Consider the following 21,832-nt stretch of genomic DNA (forward strand, 5'->3'; position numbering starts at 1 on the left):
CGTTGGTGGCGTCGGCGGTCGCGGGGATGGTGGCGGCGATGTTGGCGTCGGCGATGCATATGGCTGCGGGGAAGAACAAGTTTACGAAGGATTTTATCCATACTCCGGCTGGTGCGGGGATTTTGGATTATTTTTCGGAGGCGCCGATTGATGTGTCGGTGTCTTTTATTTTGGCGGCGGGTGCGGGGATGGACCCGTTTGGGACGTTTATTTCGAGTTTTTTGATGGGTAGTACGTCGAAGGCGGTGCACAACTGGTCGCATGGGGGTGGTCATGGGGGGCCGCATGGGGGTGGTCCTGGTGTGGTGGATGCGTCGTCGCCGGAGTTGACGTCGTCTCCGGAGGTGAAACTGGAACACCTGGACCAGGATGGGAAACCGGCGCAGGATCCGCCGGAGGGCAAGGTCACGGAGCAGGTCGTGGGTGGGAAGCCCTCGGCTGACGGCGGCAAGCCGGGTGACAAGCCGGGTGGCCAGGTCGGGGAGGGGGCGCAGCCGTCGGCGGCTCCGCCGTATGACGCCCCGTATACGCCTCCTCCGGCCTACCGCCCCGAGCCCACACCACCGGCGGCCAGTCAGCCATCAGGCACGCCTGCGACCTCACCAACCACCACGACCTCACCAACCACCACGACCTCACGAACCACCGCGACATCGCCTGCGCCCGGGACCTCGGCTGCCCCCACGCCCCGACCCGCAGCAACGGAGTCTCCCGGTGAGCAGACACCGGCCGTGCAGCATTCTGGTGGGCAGCCGTCGGTGGAGTCGCCGGGTGGGCAGCCGCAGGTGGTGGAGTCGCCGGTGGCTCACCAGGGCACGCCGGACGCCCTGCCGGGTGAGTCGCTGCCATCGGCGAGTCACAACCCCGCCGCGAGCAACCCCGCACCACATACCCAAAATGCTGGTCCGGCCACCGCCACCACAGGCTCCGGCATCGGCACGCACCACCCGGAAACAGGAAACACGCCGCAGACTTCCTCGCCGTCTTCGTCTTCGTCTTCTTCGTCGATCGACCCGACACGGCACACCAACGACCAACAGCCGAACCAGAACGGCATCACCCAGCAACCCGGAACCACCACGGCCACCGGCCAGCCAAGCCAGCCGCCGGGCAGCACACCGGCGCAGACCCCGAAACCCGAGACCAGCACACAGCAGACCTCTGGCCCGGCCAAGGAACTACCGGGATTCGACGCGACCCGGCCCCAGCAGAGCGGACAGCCGCTGCCGGAAGGTAAGCCGTCGCTCGGCGAGGGCCACACCGACCTCCGCCAGTCGCCACTCGACCAGAAAACCTCCGTCGAACCACCGCCCCTCGCGTCACAGCGGACGGACTCCCCGGGCGCGGACACGACCATCGAGCAGCACGTGCCTGCGGGCCAGAACACGGCCGGGCCAGAGCACGGCCGGCCGTCGGCCGACCAGCTCGGCCAGAGCTCGCAACCGGAACCCGGCACGTCCGCGCAGCTCGGCGGACCCTCGAAGGACACCACCGCACAGCCATCGGGAACGTCGAACACGAAGCCGCCTTCGACAGGATCCCTGCGTACTCCCGAGCCCGCCCCGAACGCGGCTACCCCCGCCAAGACACGCGTCACGGAGAAGGCCCCGGAAAGCAAAGCGGACCACGATCCCACCGCCGGTCACGCGAAACCGCAAATCCGGCACCAGATCGAGATCGAAGGCCCCCACCTCCACGACGACCAGCTCCACGACGCCCCGGCAACCGACCCCGCGGCCGTCTCAAACCGGCAGGTTTCGCCGCACCAGAGCGACAAACCGACCGGTGAAACCCCTGCGACTGCCACTACCGAAGGGGTAACCGGCAAGTCCGGAAACCGGAGCCGTGAGATCAGCGACGCGGCTGTGTTCGGCGCCTTCGAGAGTAGCCGTCCGAATAATCATATGGCGCAGCCCGGTGACACCGGCCCTGTCGCGGCAAATCAAAATCACCACGACCTGTCGAACGCGCCGAGCGTCAATCGCGGATCTGTCGAGGAATATCTGGCCAAGGGGTCCGGGATCATCGATGATTACCACGGGATTGTGTCGGAGGAGACGGGGACCGGTAAAGTCAAGGTCCCGCAGATGCTGTTGGGCTGGGTTGGCAAGAAAGAATCCCAGCTCAACGACGTGGAAAAAGGCGCGATCCGGTTGCTCTTCACGACTCATCGGGGCGATGTACGCGCACCGGTCAGTGCTGGGCGAGAGGTCAGTAGTGCGGAGTCCGCGGCGGTAAGCATTCTCAAAGGGATGGAACAGGAGATCGCCATCCGAAACGCGACCGCCACCGCGTTCGATGACTCCTGGACAGCGCTTCGCAAATCGGTTCTCATCGGTACTGAATTCACTTTTGCGCACCCGAAAATCGCTGGAATGGTTGTCAGCAACCAGGTTTCGGGCAGTAAAGAGAAGCGGCAGCAAGAAAACCTTCGAAATTTCGCCGGTCGCCTGATCGACCAGTGGGTCGACCGGGTGCGGTCGAACGCTCGCACTCTCCAGGACATCAACCTCCGGGTGGAGGATGTGGATGGTGCGAAGAAGTTAACCTATACCAATAAGGACGGGGAGACTTGGTGGTGGGCGATTGGGGTCGATGACAACTGTCTGGAAACCCAGACGATGCCTTCCCCTGCCGCCAAGTTCGAAAATGGTAGCTGGGTCGCCGAAATCGTCGACAATCACATCTTCAAGCAGGCCGACAGCTTGGGTCTCAAAATTGACAAGTCCGTCAATGGCGGTGGTGGGCATCTTTCCATCGACTCGGATACCTCGTTCGGCAGTAGTGTGGAACTGTTCCTCGCCACGGTTAAAAGCATTCAGGACGGGCATCGAGAATGGAAGGAGGCTTTCCGGAACGCCGAGGATCCGGTGAACACCCCGTGGCTGAACGATCTGCGCATGAGGGACAGCGAGGGGGGTGGCAACGCGCTGGAGGCATTCCAGGTCAAGGTTGAGGAGTTGCTCGCGGATGTCCGGGCCGGTCACCGGGACATGTCGGCCGTAGTCGATGAGCTCACTGGGTTCAACGAGAAGTTGGTGAATTCGGCGGTAGAGGATATCGGAAAAAATGCCGATACCAAGACGCAGGTCGCCGTTGTCAAGAGCCGTCCTTCGCATTACCAGGCGACCAACGTCGAACATATGACCGCCGGCGATCCCAGTCACCATCGACTGGAGCTGAGGGACATACCGGCACAGCGGAACCGCGCGGAACTGTTGGACCACATCCGTCACGTCTTCGACCGACTGCAGAACGTCCGCAGTGAGGTTCGGATCGAGCAGCAGAACCGCATCCAGGACCAGCAAAGTCGACGGCGCACCCGGAACGCGCCGGCACACGCGACTGATTCTGGCGCAGCGTCTCCCCGGCGGGAGCCGCCGAAGCGATCGGAGAAGGGGCCGGAGGCGCTCGGCAAGAAGCCAGTTGCCGATGGGGGGCACTCGCGTCCAGCGAGCGATGGACCATCGGATACCGTGCCTGCGTTGCAGAGCATCCCGAATGAGCACGCGGTTAGTGCCCCCGTCACCGTATCCACTCCTGGTAACAGTGTTGGCGCGGCGTCGGCGAGTCAGGCAGCTGCGGTGGATGTATCACGAGTGCACCTGTCGGCGTTAAAAGAGAATGATCATGATCACCGGTTCGCCAGCGAAATTGTTGACGGCCTTTTCACCGGAAAGCGCGGCGATGGCGGACGGGTGATCCTCTCCGGGGTACGCCTGGAAAATCTGGTCAAGGACGTCAAGAAGTTCTATGATCTCACCGATCACTTGCGGACGAACGAGCCGCCACGTGAAGCGTTCAAGGTCTACCGAGCGGTATTTTCTGGTAAGGATTCACTCAGCGGATCCGGATTTCATGAGGTGCTCCCCTCCTCGACCTCGCACTCGCTGAAATTTGTTCTAGAGTGGGCAAAACAGCGCGGCGGTCTGCATAACTACAGGATCATGGAGATCAGCGTTCCGCCGGAGCATCGGGTGATGATGCTGTCATTTCCGGCGGGATACGAGCGGAGTGCGGGTGATCCGCCGGAGATCAACAGCGATCAATCCGAGGTGGTGCTGGCGCCGACGGCGTTGCGTGAAACCGCCCGCCGAAGTGAGGGCGGAGCCACGATTATCTCGGTTGACGCGCATGACCTGTCATTCCAGGACGCGGTGGATCTCATTCGCGACCAATCGCCGGTAATGAGCATTCCGGAGGCATTTGAACGCTTCAAGAATTTCTACCAAGACGGGTGGCTGCAGCAGACGTACTCGTTTGACTTGCATGATGCAACGGTGACCACCGAGTTGTCCGTGGATGGCCGTAAACACACGGCAACTATTACCCGTCCGGGCTCGGGTAATCGAGTTACAGTTGAAGTCCGGCATGTGCCGCCAGAAAATGGCAAGCCTGACTCGGTGCTCGTGCAGATCACTTGCAGTGACGGCAACTGGTCTCCGAAATTGGAATTCGCAGCCAATGATCTGAACAGAATCGGTGAGTTTCTTCGTGGGCGGGTGCTGCACCAGCACGAGTCCTTTGACTCATTTCCGCTCCCGTCGGATTGGTATGATCTACCCAGTTACGATGACGTGCACGGCGTCCCGCAAAATGATTTACCCAATCATGACGACCAATCGTCGAAAATGGCTGAGGGAGACCAATCCGCTACGGCTGGTGAAGTTCATTCGAACGTTGTCAGTGTTGAGCCTTCGGACTTGGTGCTCACGTCGCGTAGCTTCCCGAACGAGGATGTTTCCCGGGAGTTTCTCCGGGGTGACAAGGAATATGGGCAGTTCGTCCTGGCTGTCAATGCTGCCGGGCGGGAAAACGGAACATTGGGGGACGGTTGTGGGCCACTCAACGTGCAGTTGGCGAAGTCCATCCAGCGAGGTGAGCCAACTACTGAGGTACCCTCGAAGGGGTTGTGGTCGCTTAATGATTTGGTCAAGGAAACAAATGGCACTCTTGTTGGGCCGTTCCATGACAATGAGCCGGTAGTTAAGCTTCTCCTGTCCTCGAAGAAAGAGTATCTTGGCGCTCTCGTCGCCAGGAAGAATCCGGGAAGCGAGACTGGGCATATCACTTTCGGGTATCTGACGTCCACTGGCAAACTCGCCTACCTGGACGCCACTATCGGCAACTTCGCCGATGTTCTCCCGATAGATCCGAGTATTCGGATCGAAAATCTGGTCGAGTCCGGAACGGATGGGATCAGGGCGGTGCTACTACCGCGCAACGAGGTGTCCAAGGCGAGTTCCGATATCCCGCCGAAGTTGCCCGGCAACGGCGTTGACGCAGTCTTCGGGGCACCCGATCGGTACGGCTATGGTGGCCGTTACGGTCCTAGTGGGTCTACTGGTCGGTACGCTGGGTCCGGCGGTACTGATTCCTCTCGTTTCGCAACGACAAGTGGTCGCGGATGGCAGCTGGGGGACGTGAAGTACCTCGAGTCCGAGGATCCCGCACAAAAGCTTAAACAGTTCAACTTTCTGGCCGATCCGGAACTGAAAGAATCCATGCGCGGCTGGTTCAGGGATGTCAGCCGGCGCCTCAAGGTAGTGCGCTCGCTGACCGGTGATTCGGTGGGGACGGCCCTGGCCAGGCCCGGCGGCGAGATCAACGTGCCGTTCGAAACTCCCCTCATAGTCGCGATCGAACCTGGGCACAGTGACTCCGCGGACGCTCGCGTCAAGTTCCGCATCGAGCCCGAAGGTAGGCCGGCCGGTGTGGGGTCGTTGAGTGTCGGGTTGGCGGCGGAGACCATCAGTACGGCTACGCACGCTGAACGCCGCAAGTCGATGTTCATTTTCGCTCTCAAGAGCGCCGGACAGCCGGATCTTGGGGTATTGGTGGCCAGCGAAATCGCGATGCGGAATCCGGGGCTGGTCGTTCGCACAACCGCGGGTGTGACGTTCGCGGAGAACGGCAAGCTCGTCGTGATGGATAACGCCGGGCTGGTGGAGTTCACCGCGCAAGTGGAGCGGAACAGCGGCGGCGGCCGGTCCATCGTTCTCCGCAAGTCGATCGTGCCCGACAGCCAGTTCAGCGACGCCGAACAGGGCGCGCCGAGGCCGTCGCGGCCAGAAGATCACGGTCCGGATCGTCGTCGGCCGACTGAGAGTGCGTCGGGACCGTCGCGGCCGAACCGGCCCGAGAGCGGTTCTGGACAACACCGGCCGACTCAGCCTGGTCCGAACCCGGCGCCGGGTACGTCTTCCAACGCGCGAAGTAACGCGTACAAGTTGCTAAATCTCAGTGAGCACGCGAAGCCGGATCTGAGGACGATCGAGCAGGCATACAGGGCCGCCCAGATCAAGGCAGGCCTCAACGAGGCCAAGCTGGGGGAGGCCACCTGGGCCTTCGAGCTGCTGACGGCAGACCTGGACCGTAGGACAGCGAGCGACGAACAGGCGGGCAGCCGGTTCCAGCATGGCGACCGGCCCGCCGCCAAAGAGGACAGGGGCAACGATCAGGAGGCGTGGAGGCGGCAGCGGGAGGAGGCGCGGGGGGAGGCGCGGGCGCGGGAGGCGCGGAGGCGGGAGCGGGAGGCGCGGGAGTGGGAGGCGCGGAGGCGGGAGCGGGAGGAGGCGCGGGCGCGGGAGGCGCGGAGGCGGGAGCGGGAGGCGTGGGAGGCGTGGGAGGCGTGGATGCGGGAGGAGGATCTGAGGCAGAAGAAGGAGGAGGCGCGGAGGCAGGAGGAGGCGAGGCAAAAGCGGGCGAACGTTTTGACCGGTGACTACCTTGGTCACTACAAGGCGCTTGGTCTCACGCCTAACGCTACGCAGGCGGAGATCAAGAATTCTTATAAGAAGCTGGCCCTCGAATTGCATTCCGACAAAACCATACACCTGAAAGAGCAAGAGAGGATTGACAGGAAAAATAGGCTTACGGAAAAGGTTAATCCTGCCTATAAGCTATTGTCGGATCCGGTCGAACGGCAGAAATACGACGATAAATCCCGCCTGGAGGACATCAGGGCGGAAATGAAGGCGAAGGCGAAGGTGCCGGGCCGGGGAGGCGCGTCTTCGGCGTCGGCGGGTTCACGGTCGAGGCATCCAGACCCGGACGTTTTTTCGCAGGAAAACTTCGCGGGTGACCCTCAGGGGGAGGCCGAGTTCCTGAGGGAGACCGGTTTCGGCCCCTTCATGAACTTGAACAACCCGCGCAACAGTCAGGATGTCGAAGGGCGCGATACGAACTGCCTCCCGGTGAACGTCGGGGTGATCAACGCGTCCCGGCATCCTGAACGGGCGCAGGAGTTCCGGGCGAACCCGAGCGGAGTGGTGGATCCCAACCGTGTTTCGGAGTCGGGTTTGGGGCCATTGGTCGAGAACAAAAATGGCTTTGACGATGTGATCAAGTATGTGCGTGAGCAGAAGAATGATGGCGTTCATCAGCTCGTCTACGTCTTTTTTGGCGGTGACGAAGGACATTTCATTACCGTGCACAAACGTAATGGAAACATCATCTTCTTCGATGGGCAGGCGAGGTGGAACGACGGTCCGACATGGCAGGACATCCGGACGGGCCGGCTGGCCGTACTGGGTGATCCGGTCTCCGTGTGGTCGGCGCCGGTGTCCTCGGACCCGAAGATCATCTTCACGCCGATCTATTCACCGGTTGGTACCCGGTCGGTCGAGATGTCCGAGAATCTTGATCGGATCACCGACAAGGCGGACTTCGACGAAGACTTCTTCGACCTTTCCCTTGATGAACCGGTAATCGAGGGTCCGGACAAGTCAATCGACCGGCATCCGGCGGAGTCGAACGACACCTACCTCCGGGACGGTCTACATTCGGTAAAATTGGATCCGGCGCGGGTTCGAGCATGGCTGGCCGAGCACGAGATAACCTACCCTCTCGACGGTGGTGTAGCGCAGACTATCGCGGTTTACGTCGGCATGCCGAAGGACATGGAAAACGCGCCTCCTCCTCGCGTTTACCACCTCGACGAGGCGGCGCGTTTCCGTGATGTGGTTCGCCGTCTCGCCGGTCAGCACCATCTGGCCGAGCAGCAACGGATCGTGCTTGCGATGAACGGTGTGGTCGAATCGATCCTCCGCGACTATCCGCCGGATCGGTTCAGCTACGTGGGGGTCGGCCGCAGTCCGGCGCCAGTTATTGCCGCACTCCAAGGGCGCGGTCACTATGCTCGTTCCGTTCCGCTCTCGAGTTTTCGGCCGTCCCCGCCGCGGAGTTCGATTCTGCAGTCGACCTTCAAGGCTAGGGGTGAGCCGCTGCCTACAAAAGGTCAGATCAAACTTCTTCGTGAGCATTTCGTGAAGTACTTGGGTGATCTGCCCAAAGAACGGGCAGTGCTGCTCATCGACTACGCTCAGTCCGGTCTGTCGCTGATCTCGACTCAATTCTATCTGCAGCGGCATTTGAACCACCTGGCCGATGGTTCCGGTCAGGCAGTTCATGCGCTCGCGATGTATGGGCGGAAGCAAGAAGAGGGAATTGACAGTGTCTATCAGAAAATAGTGGGAGATGAATCTCTTGACCCCCTGGAACGTGCGAACTGGAAAACTCATTTCGCACTCCTGCGCCTGAGCAATCTTGAATTCGGCGACGCGTCCTCTTCCGCGTTCGGGAACGAAGGATTCGATGGGCTGGCGGAGCACGGTTCCTACAAGATTCTGGAGGAGAAGACAAGCAATCCCAAGCCGCCGGAGAGTCGCCCTCAGGACGGTTATCGGCTGCTGCAGAAGCTGGTCAGCGAAGCCGAACGAGGGATGGACCCAAGTAAGGCCGCCTATTTTGAGAAAACTGGCGCGCAGAAGAAGCCGCCCGGTATGGGTGGATCGTTGCCGGCAAATCTTGTTTCCCTTGAGCACGAAGGCCGAGTGTCGGACTCTTCGGTCGGAACGACGTGGGATCCGACCGCGCAGCTCCAAGACTGGGAGCCCGCCGCGGCGGCCAAGGATTGGGATCCCGCCAAGGCGATCGAGGGTTGGAACCCCGCGGATTCTGCGGGAACGCGGGATCCGCGGGACCGCGATGGCGGTGAAACGAAGACTTCGACTCCAGGCGAGCAAACATCGGACGTCGACCTGGCAAAGCCGGGCGACATCTCTTCCGAACAGCGCGAGAGCGGGACGACGGTCGACCCATCCGGCCAGTCGATCGCGCAGGAGCGGAACACGGCCGGCCAGATCCCGACGCCGCACACCGAACCCGCGTTTGTCGCCGGTGGCGATCGGGAACCTCGCCTGTCGTCCGCGGACGCGACGATCTGGCGGCAGCGGGCGGCCGACGCGGCGAAGTCGTTGTTCGGCAAGGTGGGCCTCGGCGATGGCACGCGGAACTGGTCGCAGATCATGGCCGAGGCCCGGCAGGACGCCACGGAGCTGGGGAGGCGGCTGCGGACTTCGGATCTGGCCTCGGTCCTGCGCGAGAAGTCGGCGGCACTGGAGTCGAGCAGGTACCAGAAGAAGGCGGAGGGACTGCGGGAGCAGGCCAGGCGGCTGCGGGAACCCGAGGACGCCGCCAGGGCGGAGGAACTGGCCGACGAGGCCGTGGAGAGCGCCAAAGAACGCGACGACGAGGCTAATGAACTGCGGGCGCAGGCTGCCGACCTGCGGGCCGACTCCGGGCAGTCGCCGGAACGGCCGGCGACCGAGGTCGGCGGCCAGGATCGCCAGGCCGGGCCCGCGCAGCCGGGGCCGGTGCGCCGCGAGCCGAACGAGGTCCGAGCGCACGAACTCGACGAGCAGGCCGACCGGCTGCGGGGACAGGCGAACGAGCTGCGGACGCGGGCCGGTGAGCTGCGGACGTGGGCGGAGACGCTGCGAGCCCGGGTACCGAGTGCGGAGCAGGGCAGGGAAGCGCGGGCGCAGGTGCTGGATCGGCAGGCCGACGACGCGCAGCGGCGTGCTGACCAGGCCCGGGAACAGATCCGGCGAGAGCGACAGCTGCGTGGGCACGAGGTCGGTGGTTCGCCTGATTCGGGGGCCGTCCAAGCCGCCGCCCAGCGCCCGGTGTTCCAGGGCGGGAAGGGCGTCCCGGCGATCCGTGCCGCCATCCTGGCCCGGTTGGATGCGGACTCGCCCTACTACCGGAAGTTCGTCGAGGTGGCGGCCTCGGACGAGAACCTGATCAAAGCATGGGAGGAGGTCGCCGACGGGCAGTTCACGATCAGCCTCGGGGAACAAGCCAACGACGGCGATCCGGAGTTCAGGATCCGGCTGTTGCGGCTGGGCCAGGGACGCAACGTCCGGTCGATACGGTTGGACCGGGAAAGCTCGAATCGCCGGTTCGACCAGCGGACGTCTTCCATCAAGAGCCTGCCGTTGCAACATGAGCCGTTCGTGATCTTCATTCCTACCGGGCATGTCTCCATCAGGCTTTGGCCCTTCGGGATTTTCAATTCGCGGCGATCCAATCTGAGTGTGGCTCGCTCGGACGTCGACGAGATCAAGGTAGTCCAGCGCGACGTCGAGCACGACGAGAAAGATCACACCGCGATCGTCGAAATCGAGTGCACCTCACCTGGTAAGTTGCCGTGGAGCGGGTCGCGCTCGTCGTTCGATCAGGTGGCCATCGAGGTGACGCTGGCCTGGCCGAAGGAAAAGCCGGCCGCGACGGAGGAGCGTCCGGTCAGCTCGACGGACCGTGAGCTCACGCTCTTCTCGAACCTCGGTGCGGTGTATGACGCGGTCTCCGCCAAGGTGGGCGGATTCGCCCCGAACGACGTCGAGACCCGCAAGAAGCTCGAGGATTGGCTCACCAGCAAAGTCGCGGTCGACGCGCTGCTCACCGGGAAGGTCGTCCGCGACACGTTCGACTTCGCGGGGAAGGGCAAGACGCCGGTCTACGTGGCCATCGCCGGTCCAGGTGCCGGAGCGCCGCTGAAGTCCCGGCCGGTCTGGGATGGCGAAGGCTCGGTACAGCACATTCAGACCGCCGGCATGGATGTCACCCACACCTCCTCGTTGGGACTACGCCGAGGCGGGGGTATCGCTGTGACGGGCGGCGACATCACCGGCGGTAACGACGGCGGCCTTGGTGGAGTACAGGTACGTTTCCACCACAACAGCGATCTGCGGAACGGCGACACCGTCCCGGTCACCGGTGGGCTGACGCATACCTATTCGGGTCCGCTGCAGGTCCGTGAAGCCGACGTCACACTGATCGTCAGTGTCGGTGAGCCGATGCCCGGCATCGCCGGAGACACCTCGCGATCTCGCGGTTCCGCGGCTCGACACGTGCCGGACAACCTGATCCGGCTGCCGAGCAAGGCAACCATGTTCCTGCGTGGCCGGTCGGATGACCCGACCCCACAAGACCTGCGGGACAAGCTCGGCCTCACCGAGGCCGCGCAGAGCGGGTTGCAGTCCCTGGTGGACCGGCATGGCGTAGTGGTCGACGTGCGGCCCGCTCCTCCGCTTGCGGCGCGCTGGATCGCCGGCGGCGAGACGATGCCTCGCCCCGCCGAGATCCCCGACAAGCTCATCGACGAGGCCGACGTGCTGCTGGGCGCGCCGGCGGACAAGATCGGCCTGGTCGGCCACTTCAAGCCCGTTCTGCCCGACGTCGGAGACCCCCGGTTGGCGGACCTGCCCGGCGGGCTCGAACGCCTGGAAAGCCGGTTCGCGGAACGGCTCACCGAGTTCCGCAGCGGAATGCCCGCGGGGGATCGCTACCGCGTGACCGGCGAAGGGGTGGTCGAGGAGCGATCCGCGGACGGGAAGTACCGGCCGCTCACCGATCATTCCACCTTCGGCGTCCGATCCGCGGACGACCACCCGCTGCCCGCGGCCGAGCGGGACCGGTTCCTGTCCGCCGTGCGTGCCAGTGCGCTGGGCAGCGGGCCCGGCTCGATGCGTTCGTGGGAGCAGGGTTCCCAGCCCCGGCGGAGCCCGGACGGCCAGGACGAGCCGTCCGACGGAGTCCGGTTCCAGCCTCGGCGGAGTCCGGTGACGGCAAGCCTGCCTCACTGGGCGATCGAGAACCATCCGGGGGAACCCGCTGCCGAACCTCGAGACCGGCCTGCCGAATCCGCCAGGGAAGAGGTCCCGGACCCATCGGATTCCCGTCAGAGTTCCGAAAGGCAAGAACCCGCACCGGAACAGGGCACACCGGAGGCCGACGACCCGGCGGACACCAACCGGCACCAGGCGCCGTACCGGCTGGACGCGAAGGTGATGCTCGCGGAAGCGGATATCGAGCACCTGACCGAGCTGCTGTTGCACCGGCTCAACGCGGAGGGGGTGATCGGCGGCCGGGCGGGCTTCTGGCCCAAGCGGCTGTTGCGTTATCCGGACGCGTCGGCGCTGCCCAAGCTCAAGCAGAAGATCGTCGATCACCTCAGGAAGGGGATCACCGCCAGGGAAATCCGCAACGGCGGTGACGGGATCCGGATACCGCTCGGCGGGAACTACCGCGGGGTGAAGGACCTGTTCGTGCGCTTTGTCGAGAACCGGCAGCAGGCCAGCTACCTCGGTAGCGACAAGGGCGAGCGACTTGAGCACCTGCACGACCTCGGCCGGTCCCAGATGTCGGACGTGGAGGAGTCGCGTTACCTCACTGCCGGCATCGTCGGCGGTGGTTATGCCGATAAGCAGTCGGTATGGCCGAGTGCGGAGGTCTCCGTCAAGAGGCGGACCGGTCACAGCGACGCGCGAGAAAAGGAACGTGGCAACAAGTCCACGCTGAGCAGTAAGAACGACGTACACTATTTCAGGTATCCGGGCCGGTACCAGGTCAGTAGCGGCGGCCGTTGGGGTAAGCCCAAGCCCGCGCACGAATGGCTGAACCTGGACACCGGCGCCGACGACAGCGGTATCCCGGGGTCCCTCCTGGTGGCCGTGCCCGGCCTCCCCACCGGGTACCGGACAACAGCGGACCGGCTGGCCGCCGAGTCGCGGATTTCGGAGGAAGCCGAGCCGGCCTGGAACAACGACGATGTGCCCAAGCCGGTGCTGCGACAGACCGATCTGCCGCCGAGCGCCGAGCTGGTGGTGTTCCGGCCGTTGCCGAACGGCATAAGCACTGCCGCGAAGATGCTCAATCTGCCCCGCCAGGCTCGCTGGAAGGCCTGGCTCAAGTTTCCGCTCATCGGTCGCGAGGCGAAGCCGATCGACAAGCACCACGACCGTGTTCTCCTGGTCGCCGACGACGGTGGATCGCACTCCGCGGGCGAGCACGACGGTGCGCTGGACGGACTGGAAGTCTTCTTCCACCCGCTTCGGCGGATGGCACTGACGACCTGGGACCACATCAAGCTGACGACGCGCAACACCGGTGGGCTTTTCGGCAACCGGGAACGGAACGCGGACGTGGAACTGTCGGTCGAGCGAGCCGATCCCCGGATCATCGACCGTATCGAGGACTACGACTTCAGCGAAGTGACCCACGGCGCCGACACCCTCGTCGACGGCCCGACCAAGGGTGTGGGCGCCACCGTCAAGCTTTCGGTAGGAGACTTCGAGCAAGCCATCCCGCCGTGGCTTCTTGCCGGGCACATGGCCGCGATCATCGCGAAGTTCACGCAAGTGTGGGAAAAGAGGGCACAGACCGGCGGGCGGCGCGAGGAGAAACCCACTTCCCGTGAAGCCGCAATCCTGGTCAGTACCCATGTGCTCGCTGACTTGTCCATCAAGGAGAGCCGCCGATGGAACGATTCGTTCGGCGGTCAGCACGACGGCACCGTGCACGCGAAGCGGATGTGGATCCACGACCCTCGCGGAGAAGTCTGGGTGATGAAGGCCAGCGAGGCTCACCTCCTCAAAGGGCTGCCGCCCGAGGACCTGGCCAAGCTGAACCCGGAAGAGGCCGCTCGGTACCGCGAGAAGAATCCGCCCGGCCAGGAGGCCCAGGACGCCGAAACTTCGCCCGAAGACCGCCAGGAAAGCGTCGGCGGCGAGTCGTCGGGGCCCGCGGAGACCGCTGCGTTGCGACCTCCGCGGAACGTGGGACATGGCACGGGGTCCGTGTCGTTCGCCGATACCAAGGCGCGGCGGGAATTCGGCGAAGAGGTCATGCGGCGGCTCACCGAGTGGTCCAGGCACCAAGGTGCGCGGGTCCAGGCGGAGAACGAGAACAGCCCGGTCAAGCGCGCGGCCGACTGGGCCAACCAGATAATTTACGTGCCACGTGGAGACAGCCAGGAACCGGTGTCGCTCAAGTGGTTCGACCAGATCAATGACGGCCTCTACAAGAATGTGCTGAAGCCGGACCTGACCACCAATGCGGCCGACATGCTGTTGCTTGAGGCGATCAACGGTGGTGTCTCGATCCTGCGCTTCGCCCTGACTCCCGTCGGTCGGGTCGAGCAGCTGGTGGTAATACGCGGAAAGCTGGGCGAGAGCACTTACCATGGCAGCGTCGAAAAGCGCGGTCTGAAACAGGACGTCGAGGTGCGTTGGGGCTCTTCGGGCAAAAAGGCCGTCACCGCCGTCCTGGAACTCGCCGCCGGTGGCCACGCCTATAACAAGAACGACAGCGCGGGAAATCTCAACCTGTTCGCGGTGAAGGCCGAGATGGAGCAGAGCCGGGAGACCAGCACGGCTCAGGAGATCACCGACGCCATCTCTGCCGTGACCGAGCAGCGCAAGCACCTCGAGTTCTTGCACCCTGGAGAATTCACCATCTATGCGTATCCGTTGTCGGCCGCTGGTACCTACACCAAGTTGGTGGGGAAAGTTTTGCCGTCGGTCGAGCCGCACCAGTTCGCCGACCCATGGGAAGAGCACTTCACCCTTCCGCAGAGCATCCGAACCACTGTGGACGAGAACCTGGTCATCCGGGAGGGCGACCGCTCGGCCCCGCCGCTCGCGAGGGGCGAAGGGTTGTGGCAGTACCCGCAGACCGGGAAGCGCACCGAATACGGTTTCGCTTTGGACGACGAGGGACGTACGGTCGCGTATGTCAACGTCCACCCCTTCGACGCGGAAAAACGGGACGAGGTACTGCGGGAGCTGTTCACGGGCCGCTTCCGGAACGAGAGCGGTTCGGCGCCCCTCATGCCGAACCGGCCTGCGATGCCACCCAGGTCGATAGATAAGGTCTTCGCCGCGACCGGACTCCACCGTGGTCCGCTGCATGTCCTCAAAGCGCTGACCAGGAACCGCGATGTAATCAAGTTTCCCAAGGGCTCCCCCCTGAAGGAAATGCGAATCGGAGTGGACTTCGCGGATATCAAGCTGATCGGTCCGGTCAAGGACGGTCCGTTGGACCGCTCCGCCACGGAGAAGCAGACCGTGTCCTCCAATCTGACCCGCCACGGCATGCTGCAGTCGGTGGAGCAGCACGACCTTCGCGGGGCACCGGTCGATGACGTGGCCCAGCGCCCGGGCGGCGGCGTCGCCGAACTCGTGCGGACGGTCGTGGACCGCACTGTCCGGCACGACAACTCCGCGTCGACCGAACGGAAGCTGGAAGGGCCCGGCGGAGAACCGGCGGAGGCCCGATACGAGGTGGAGGTCACTCCCCGCTGGTCGATCACGCCGATCTACCGGGGGAAGAAGGCTCGGTGGCTCGGGTGGAACCGGACGATTCACACCGGCCGCGACAACCCGATCACGCTCGAAGTGGACCGCAGGGGGCTGGAGGAACTCGGCCTGCGCGTGCCGGGGACGGGAACCGGCGAGGAGGCACCGAAGCTTCGCGATCCGGGTGAGCGTGGCCCGGACGACAACGCCGTCACGACGAAGGCACCGGAATCCGATTCGGCTGATTCGGGCGCGAAGCATGCTGCGCCGCCGGCACCGTCGCTGAGTGTCGACGAAACGGTGCCGCCGGGTTCTCCGCGATGGGACGACCTGGTGTCGTCCGCGCGGAAACGGCTTGGCAAGCTTTCGGAAAAGGCACACCAGGCGGTCGTCTCACGGGCGACGAACATCGTCCAGGCAGCGCGGGGCGAACTGCCGGGTTCCGGGCCGCGCCCGCGGGACGGAGAGATCACGGAGCTGGTCGCGCACCGCCTGCTCGATGGTGATGAAGACGCCGCCCGCCAGCTGTCTCATCAACTGGTCACCGGGCGGGGCCTGGCCGACCCGGGCGCATCCGATGGGCCGGCGCGTCGGCAGAAGGAGTTTCAAGAGCGTTTTCCGGAGTTTTGGGGGGTTAACGGCGAGAAGTTCGCTGGGCGGGTCGAGGGGCATACCGAGAACTGCGAGCAGTCGGTGATCGCTGCCGGGCGGACGAGGCGCAACATTCTGTCCGGTGATCGGTCGGCGGGCGTTACGGTGCCGGCACGCGGCGGTAAGCCGATGACGATCGGGGAAGCGAACAACGAGCACCGCTTGGAAAACGAGCAGCGCTCGGAGGCGGTGGTGGCGACCTTCGAGGAGGTCGAGGCGCACCTGTCGAACCATATCCCGGGTGCTTTGGGTGAGGTGTACATCGAGGGCCGGGACGGCAAGGTGCACGCTGTGATGGTGGAGCGCGCGCCGGACGGTCCCGGGCGCGAGGGGACGCGGCCGGTCCAGTATCTGGATCCGCACCGAGGGATTGTTCCGGATGTGGGGCCGCACAATGTGCGTGGCTATCGGCCGTTGCCGGACCTCGGTACGACCCCGATGGCCGGCCATGAGAAGTTGCCGGTGGAACTGCTGGTCGGCGCGCCTGCCACGGCTGAGCCGGTGCGTGCGAGTGAGCTGCTGGCCATCCCCGGGGTGAGCAAGGAGCACGCGTTCGGCCTGGTGCTGGACAAGGTCGCCCAGGACGTGCGCGCGGCCGCTGCGGATGGTGGTGTCGACGAGACTGTCGTCGACGACCTGTCGATCAAACACGGGATCGACAAGCAGCAGGTGCACCGTGTAGTCGAAGCCGCGGCGATGGAGAAACTGCGGGAGGCCCGCGGTGACGTGGATGCGAAGCTGGATGTGAGTGCCGCCTACGGCATCGGCTTTGATCAGCTGTTCCGCTTGGAGCAGGCCGCGGCTGTTGCGGACCTGCGTGAGTCAGCCGATCGCGGACGACCGCACACCGACCAAGAGCTGGCCGCCCGGTACGGCCGGGACCTCAATCAGGAAAGTGATGCCGAGTGGATCAATGAAGTCGTGTTCGCGGCCATGTTGGCGGACGCGCGCGACGCGGTCAGGTACGGCGGTCAGCCCTACCCCGTCCGCGAAATGGGCAAACGGTACCGCGTGCCGCGTCAGCGGGCTCGCACGCCGATCCTGACGGAAGCGGCGCTGCGGGAAGATCCGTCGGAATCCGAAGTCTCCGCGCAGCTGATTCATGTCAGCGGTTTGAGCCGGGTTGATGTCGAGGGTACGCGTATGCAGCCTGCGGGGGAGGCGGAGTTGCAGGCACGGGCCGCGGTTCGTGCGGCGGTAGCCAACAAGAAAACCTTGAGTGCGGACGAGCTGGCGCGGGATTTTGGTCAGCCTGTGGAGTGGGCAAAGCTCCAGATCAACGTGGTGGCGCATGGTGCGGTGATCGAGGCGATAGGGGCTCGGCGGCCCTACACCATCGAGCGGCTGGACCGGGACTTCGGCTTGGGAACCGAGCGGGCACGTGCCCTGATGCTGCATGCGCCCGCGCTCGAAGAGGTCGGAACGCGGGCTGCGAAAGAGGCCGCCAAGAGGAGTGCCAAGGCCGGGGACCCACTTACCGCGGAGCAACTGTCCGCCCTGTTCGGCATCAGCGTCGCAAGCGCGGAAAAGGCGATCACCCAGGCCGCGAGAAGCGATATCCTTGGACGGGCGCGCCGCAATGCGATCGCTGAGGAGGAGTTGGCGAAAAGGCACGGAAAGAGCATTGAATGGGCTGGCAAGCAGATCGATGCAAATGTGCGCGAATCAATAGTAGTTTACGCGCAGAAGATGGGAAACCAAAAAAATCCGGAAACCTTTCTCGGATTCCTTAAAGATCGTTTTGGGATTACTGAGGATCGATACAAAAACGAATACAAGGCGGTTGTCGAGGTCGAGCACAGGCGGGCCGCTTGGTATGGCAAAGCGGTTGTCAAGGCTGAGTACAGGCGGGCCGCTTTGTATGAGGAAGAACCGCGAGTTGATCGTATTGGGCGGTACCTGAACACGTGGGCTGGTGTAGATAGTTCCAGGTCTGTCGCGGAAGAGGATCTGCGATGGGCTGTCGTGGAAGGGGCGCCGTTCTCTGTTGAGGACCTGGCTCGACTGCAACGGGGGGATCTGGCCGACCTGTCCGCCGAGAAGCGAAAAGAGGCGCTCCGGCAGGCGCGTCAGCAGATTGATGCTTTTGTCCATGAGGACCTGTTGGCGAGCGCTGAGAATAATAATCCTCCTCTTTCAGTGGAGCTGCTTGCCCAGCGCCACGGCATTACCCCGAGTGAAGCTTCGGACCACATAGCTGCTGCTGCTCAGGAATATGCGAGCGCGGCCTGGCGTGCCGGGGGTAATTGCAGTCCGAATGATTTGACTACGCGCTTCTATATCGACCTGGCTACGGCAAGGCGATATATCCGAAAGGTGGAGGAACTCTCGACGGGTTCTGATGACGGGCTGATGTTGGATACTCAAATGGAGTTCGAACAGGCTCAGATGCAGCAGGTGACCGATGAAAGCGGGGTCGTTCTTTCTTGGGAGAATGTGCAGTTTGGGGAGCTTTTTCCGGAGTTGTGGGGGGTGAACGCTCCGAAGTATGTGGCTGGGGAGTCGGGGCATGAGTGGAATTGTCCGCAGTCGTTGGTGGCGGCGGTGCGGACGTTGGATCGTAATCGTTCGGGTCATGTGGGTGATGCGATTCTTGCTGAGTCGGGTGGGCCGCAGCGGTTGGGGTGGTTGGCGGAGCAGTTGAGTGTGTCGCCAAAGGATGTGGTGGCGGGGTCTTATGAGGATGTGGTGAGGCATTTGGGTGGTGCTGGGGGTGTGGTGCCTGGGTATGAGGGTGTGGTGTGGGGTGGGGTTGTTCTTTGGGAGCAGGGTGCTCCGGTGGGGCATGTGGTGTTGGTTCGGCGGTCGGTGGATGAGGCTGGTCGTCCGAGTTTGATGCCGGCGGATGCGCATCGGGGTGTGGTTCCGAAGATCGTGCCGCGTAGTGTGCTTGGCTATTTCCCGATTCCGGGTTTTGGTTCGACGCCGATGGTCGGCAAGCCGCTGGACCCGAACCTCCCGGTCGGTGCGGGCGGGAGCAACCCACGCCGGACGTCCGGCGGCATGCGAGCCCCGCTGTCTCGTGATCGCGGGATCCTGGCGGATCGACCCGAGCTGATCGGTGCGGAAGCAGGGGGCACGACCGATCAGGTCGGCACGGAAGTGCTGGCCGAGATCCGGAACGCCGCGAAGGAGGAGCGGCCTTACACCGTGGACAAGTTGGTCGAAGAGCGTGGTCTCAGCCGGGAGACGGCGCGGAAGGCGATCCGTGCCGCGGCGCACGCCGCGGTGGAGGAGCGCGTGCGTAGCCGCGATCCTTATACTGTCCGTGGTCTCGCCGACGGATTCGGCATCAGCATCATGGAGGCCAAGCACGAGATCGAGTCCGCCGCGCTGGCTAAACTCCAGGTCCCGCGTGTCAAGCACAGTCCGGATGGTTTGGCCGTTCAGTACGGCCTGAGCCGGCGGCGGGCGTTCGAGCTTATCGGGAAGCAGGTGCGTACCGACGCCAGTCGGTTCACCATTGACGCGCTGGCCGAGCGGTTCGGTATCAGCCCTCGCGCGGTCGAGTTCCATCTTCGTACCGAGAACGATCCGGACGGCTTGGCCGACGTGCGCACGGTGCGAGACTGGATCCTCACCGAAAAATCGCTGAAGGCGGGAGGCATCCTCAAGCCGACCAAGGGTGGCAGTGAGATCGGGGCTCTTGACATCGCACCGGGAACTCCGCCGCGCCTTGACGTCGTGATGAGTCAAACGGGACTCCCGCGTGATCAGGCGCTCTTCGTGGTAGCGGAGAACCTGATCAACAATCGATTCGGCCGGCAAAATTCCGCGGCAGAGCTCGCCGAGAAATTCGGAATCCGGCTGGCGGAAGCCGAGGTTCTGATCGACACCGAGGCTGAATTCGAGATTCTGAAGAGGGCGCTGGTGCGTAATCCGCCCACCCCGGAAAGCCTCGGCGCGGAGTACCGCAAGGATTCAGCGTGGGGCAGCAAGCGGATGGAGTCCGCGATTGTCCAGCAACTGCTTCGTAAAGCCGCCGTGGGTGGGAAGCACGTGGCCGAACACCTGCACGTGACCCTCTCGACCAGGAGGTTGGGGCTAAGGGACGTGCGGCGTCCGGAGCTGGTGGCGGAGGCCGTGCGGGCTGATGTGCGGGTGGGGGTTGGTCGTGGGGAGCCGTTTACGGTTGCGGAGCTTGCGGCGAAGTATGGGATGCCGGAGGCGTGGTGTGCTGATCAGATTTCGGTGGTGATGCAGGGTGTGGTGCGTGCGGGGGTGGTGAATGGTGGGCCGCGTGGTGTTGAGGGGCTTGCGGTGGAGTTCGGTGTTGATGTTGCTGTGGCTGAGGAGGCTGTGGCTGCTGTGGTGTTGGGGGAGGTGCGGGCTGCGCGTGCTCGTGAGGAGTCGGTTGATGTGGCGTCGGTTGCCCGGCGGTATGGGATCGGTCGTGAGGTGGTGGATCGGCGTATTGATGCCGTTATGCGGGCGGACGTGCGTGACGCGGCGATCCGGCGCGACCCTTACACAGTCGCCCAATTGGCCGAGAAGTATGAGGTGGACGAGTCCCGGGCTCTCGCGCAGATCGAGGCCGCCGCACTGGCGCATGTGCACGATGCGGCACGGGCAGGGGACGGCTTGACGACGGCTCAGGTGACCGAGCGGTTCGGACAGGGTGATGCGTGGTCTCTGGGTATCAAGCGTAGGGCTGCTGCCGAAGCCATCAGGGCAGTGGGGCGTACGGGTCGGCCGATCACCTACGAATACGCTCAAGACCGTTACGCGATCAACACGGATGACATTCCTTATGTGACAAAGGAAGCCATTCTGCCCCTCGTGCGCGAGGCGGCAATGCGCTCTCAGCCTTATACCAGGCAGCAGCTGTTTGACCTGTTCAAACCCTATCCGCAGCGGCGGCCGGATACCCCCGCCGAGGTGACGGCGTGGGGGCCTGGTGATGTCGAGCGGTGGTCGGCTGAAGTCATTCATGCCGCAGCGCGAATGGACGCTTGGGACGCTCTCCTCGGGCAAGGTGAGCCTATTACGTCGGCGAAGCTGGCTGAGCGGTACGGCATCTACCTGGAGGATGCCAGGGATCAGGTTGCGCGGGTTGCCCGGGAGTATTTGCGTGTGGCGCGGGGAAGTATGGAGCTTCCGTTTGAGCCGGGGCCCCACGATCCCGAGGCTCCGGCGCTTGCATTCTTCCGGGTGGGGCGGGGTGTGATTGATTCGGATACTGCGGGGTATTTGGTTGCGAGGCTTGGTATCGGTGACGGGGATGCTGGGGAATATGTCCCTGATGTGGATGAGTCGCTGGACACTGATACGGAATCTGTTCTGGACGACGAGGACGATATTACGAACCTTGCTGAGGCGTTGGTCCGTGATGTGGTGAATGAGCCGCTGGACGCTGATACGGAATTTGTTCTGGATGGGCAGGACTATATTGCGAACCTTGAGGAGGGCCGCGTAGGTTTGGCGGCGCGGTTGGCTGGGTATGTGCAGAATCGGCCGGAGAGGCTGGATCTTTTTCTTGCTCCGGAGAATGTGGAGTTTTTGGGGCGTTTTCCGGTGTTGTGGGGGGTGAATGCTCCGCGGCATGTGGCTGGGGTGGAGGGGCATAGCGCGAATTGTCCGCAGTCGTTGGTGGCGGCGGTGCGGACGTTGAAGCGTAATCGTTCGGGTTACGTGTGGAGTGTGGGTGATGCGATCCCTGCTGCCTCGGGTGGGCCGCAGCCGTTGTCGTGGTTGGCGGTGGAGTTGGGTGTGTCGGAGGCGGTAATGGTGGAGGCGAAGCATGATCAGGTGGTGGAGCA

General features: G+C 63.7%; 2 protein-coding genes. One reads left to right on the forward strand and one right to left on the reverse strand.

Features of this window, described 5'->3' with window-relative positions; translation table 11 throughout:
- Positions 1–856: 856 nt before the first annotated feature.
- Positions 857–1,150, reverse strand: coding sequence for a hypothetical protein (locus ACFWY9_RS42250; RefSeq protein WP_378341523.1), 294 nt, complete (start codon positions 1,148–1,150; stop codon positions 857–859).
- Between the two features lie 217 nt (positions 1,151–1,367).
- Between ACFWY9_RS42250 and ACFWY9_RS42255 the strand changes: the two genes are divergently transcribed.
- A partial coding sequence (locus tag ACFWY9_RS42255) for a DnaJ domain-containing protein (protein WP_378341524.1) occupies positions 1,368–21,832 on the forward strand: 20,465 nt, incomplete at its 3' end.

Source organism: Amycolatopsis sp. NPDC059027, assembly GCF_042739735.1.
Taxonomy (GTDB): domain Bacteria; phylum Actinomycetota; class Actinomycetes; order Mycobacteriales; family Pseudonocardiaceae; genus Amycolatopsis.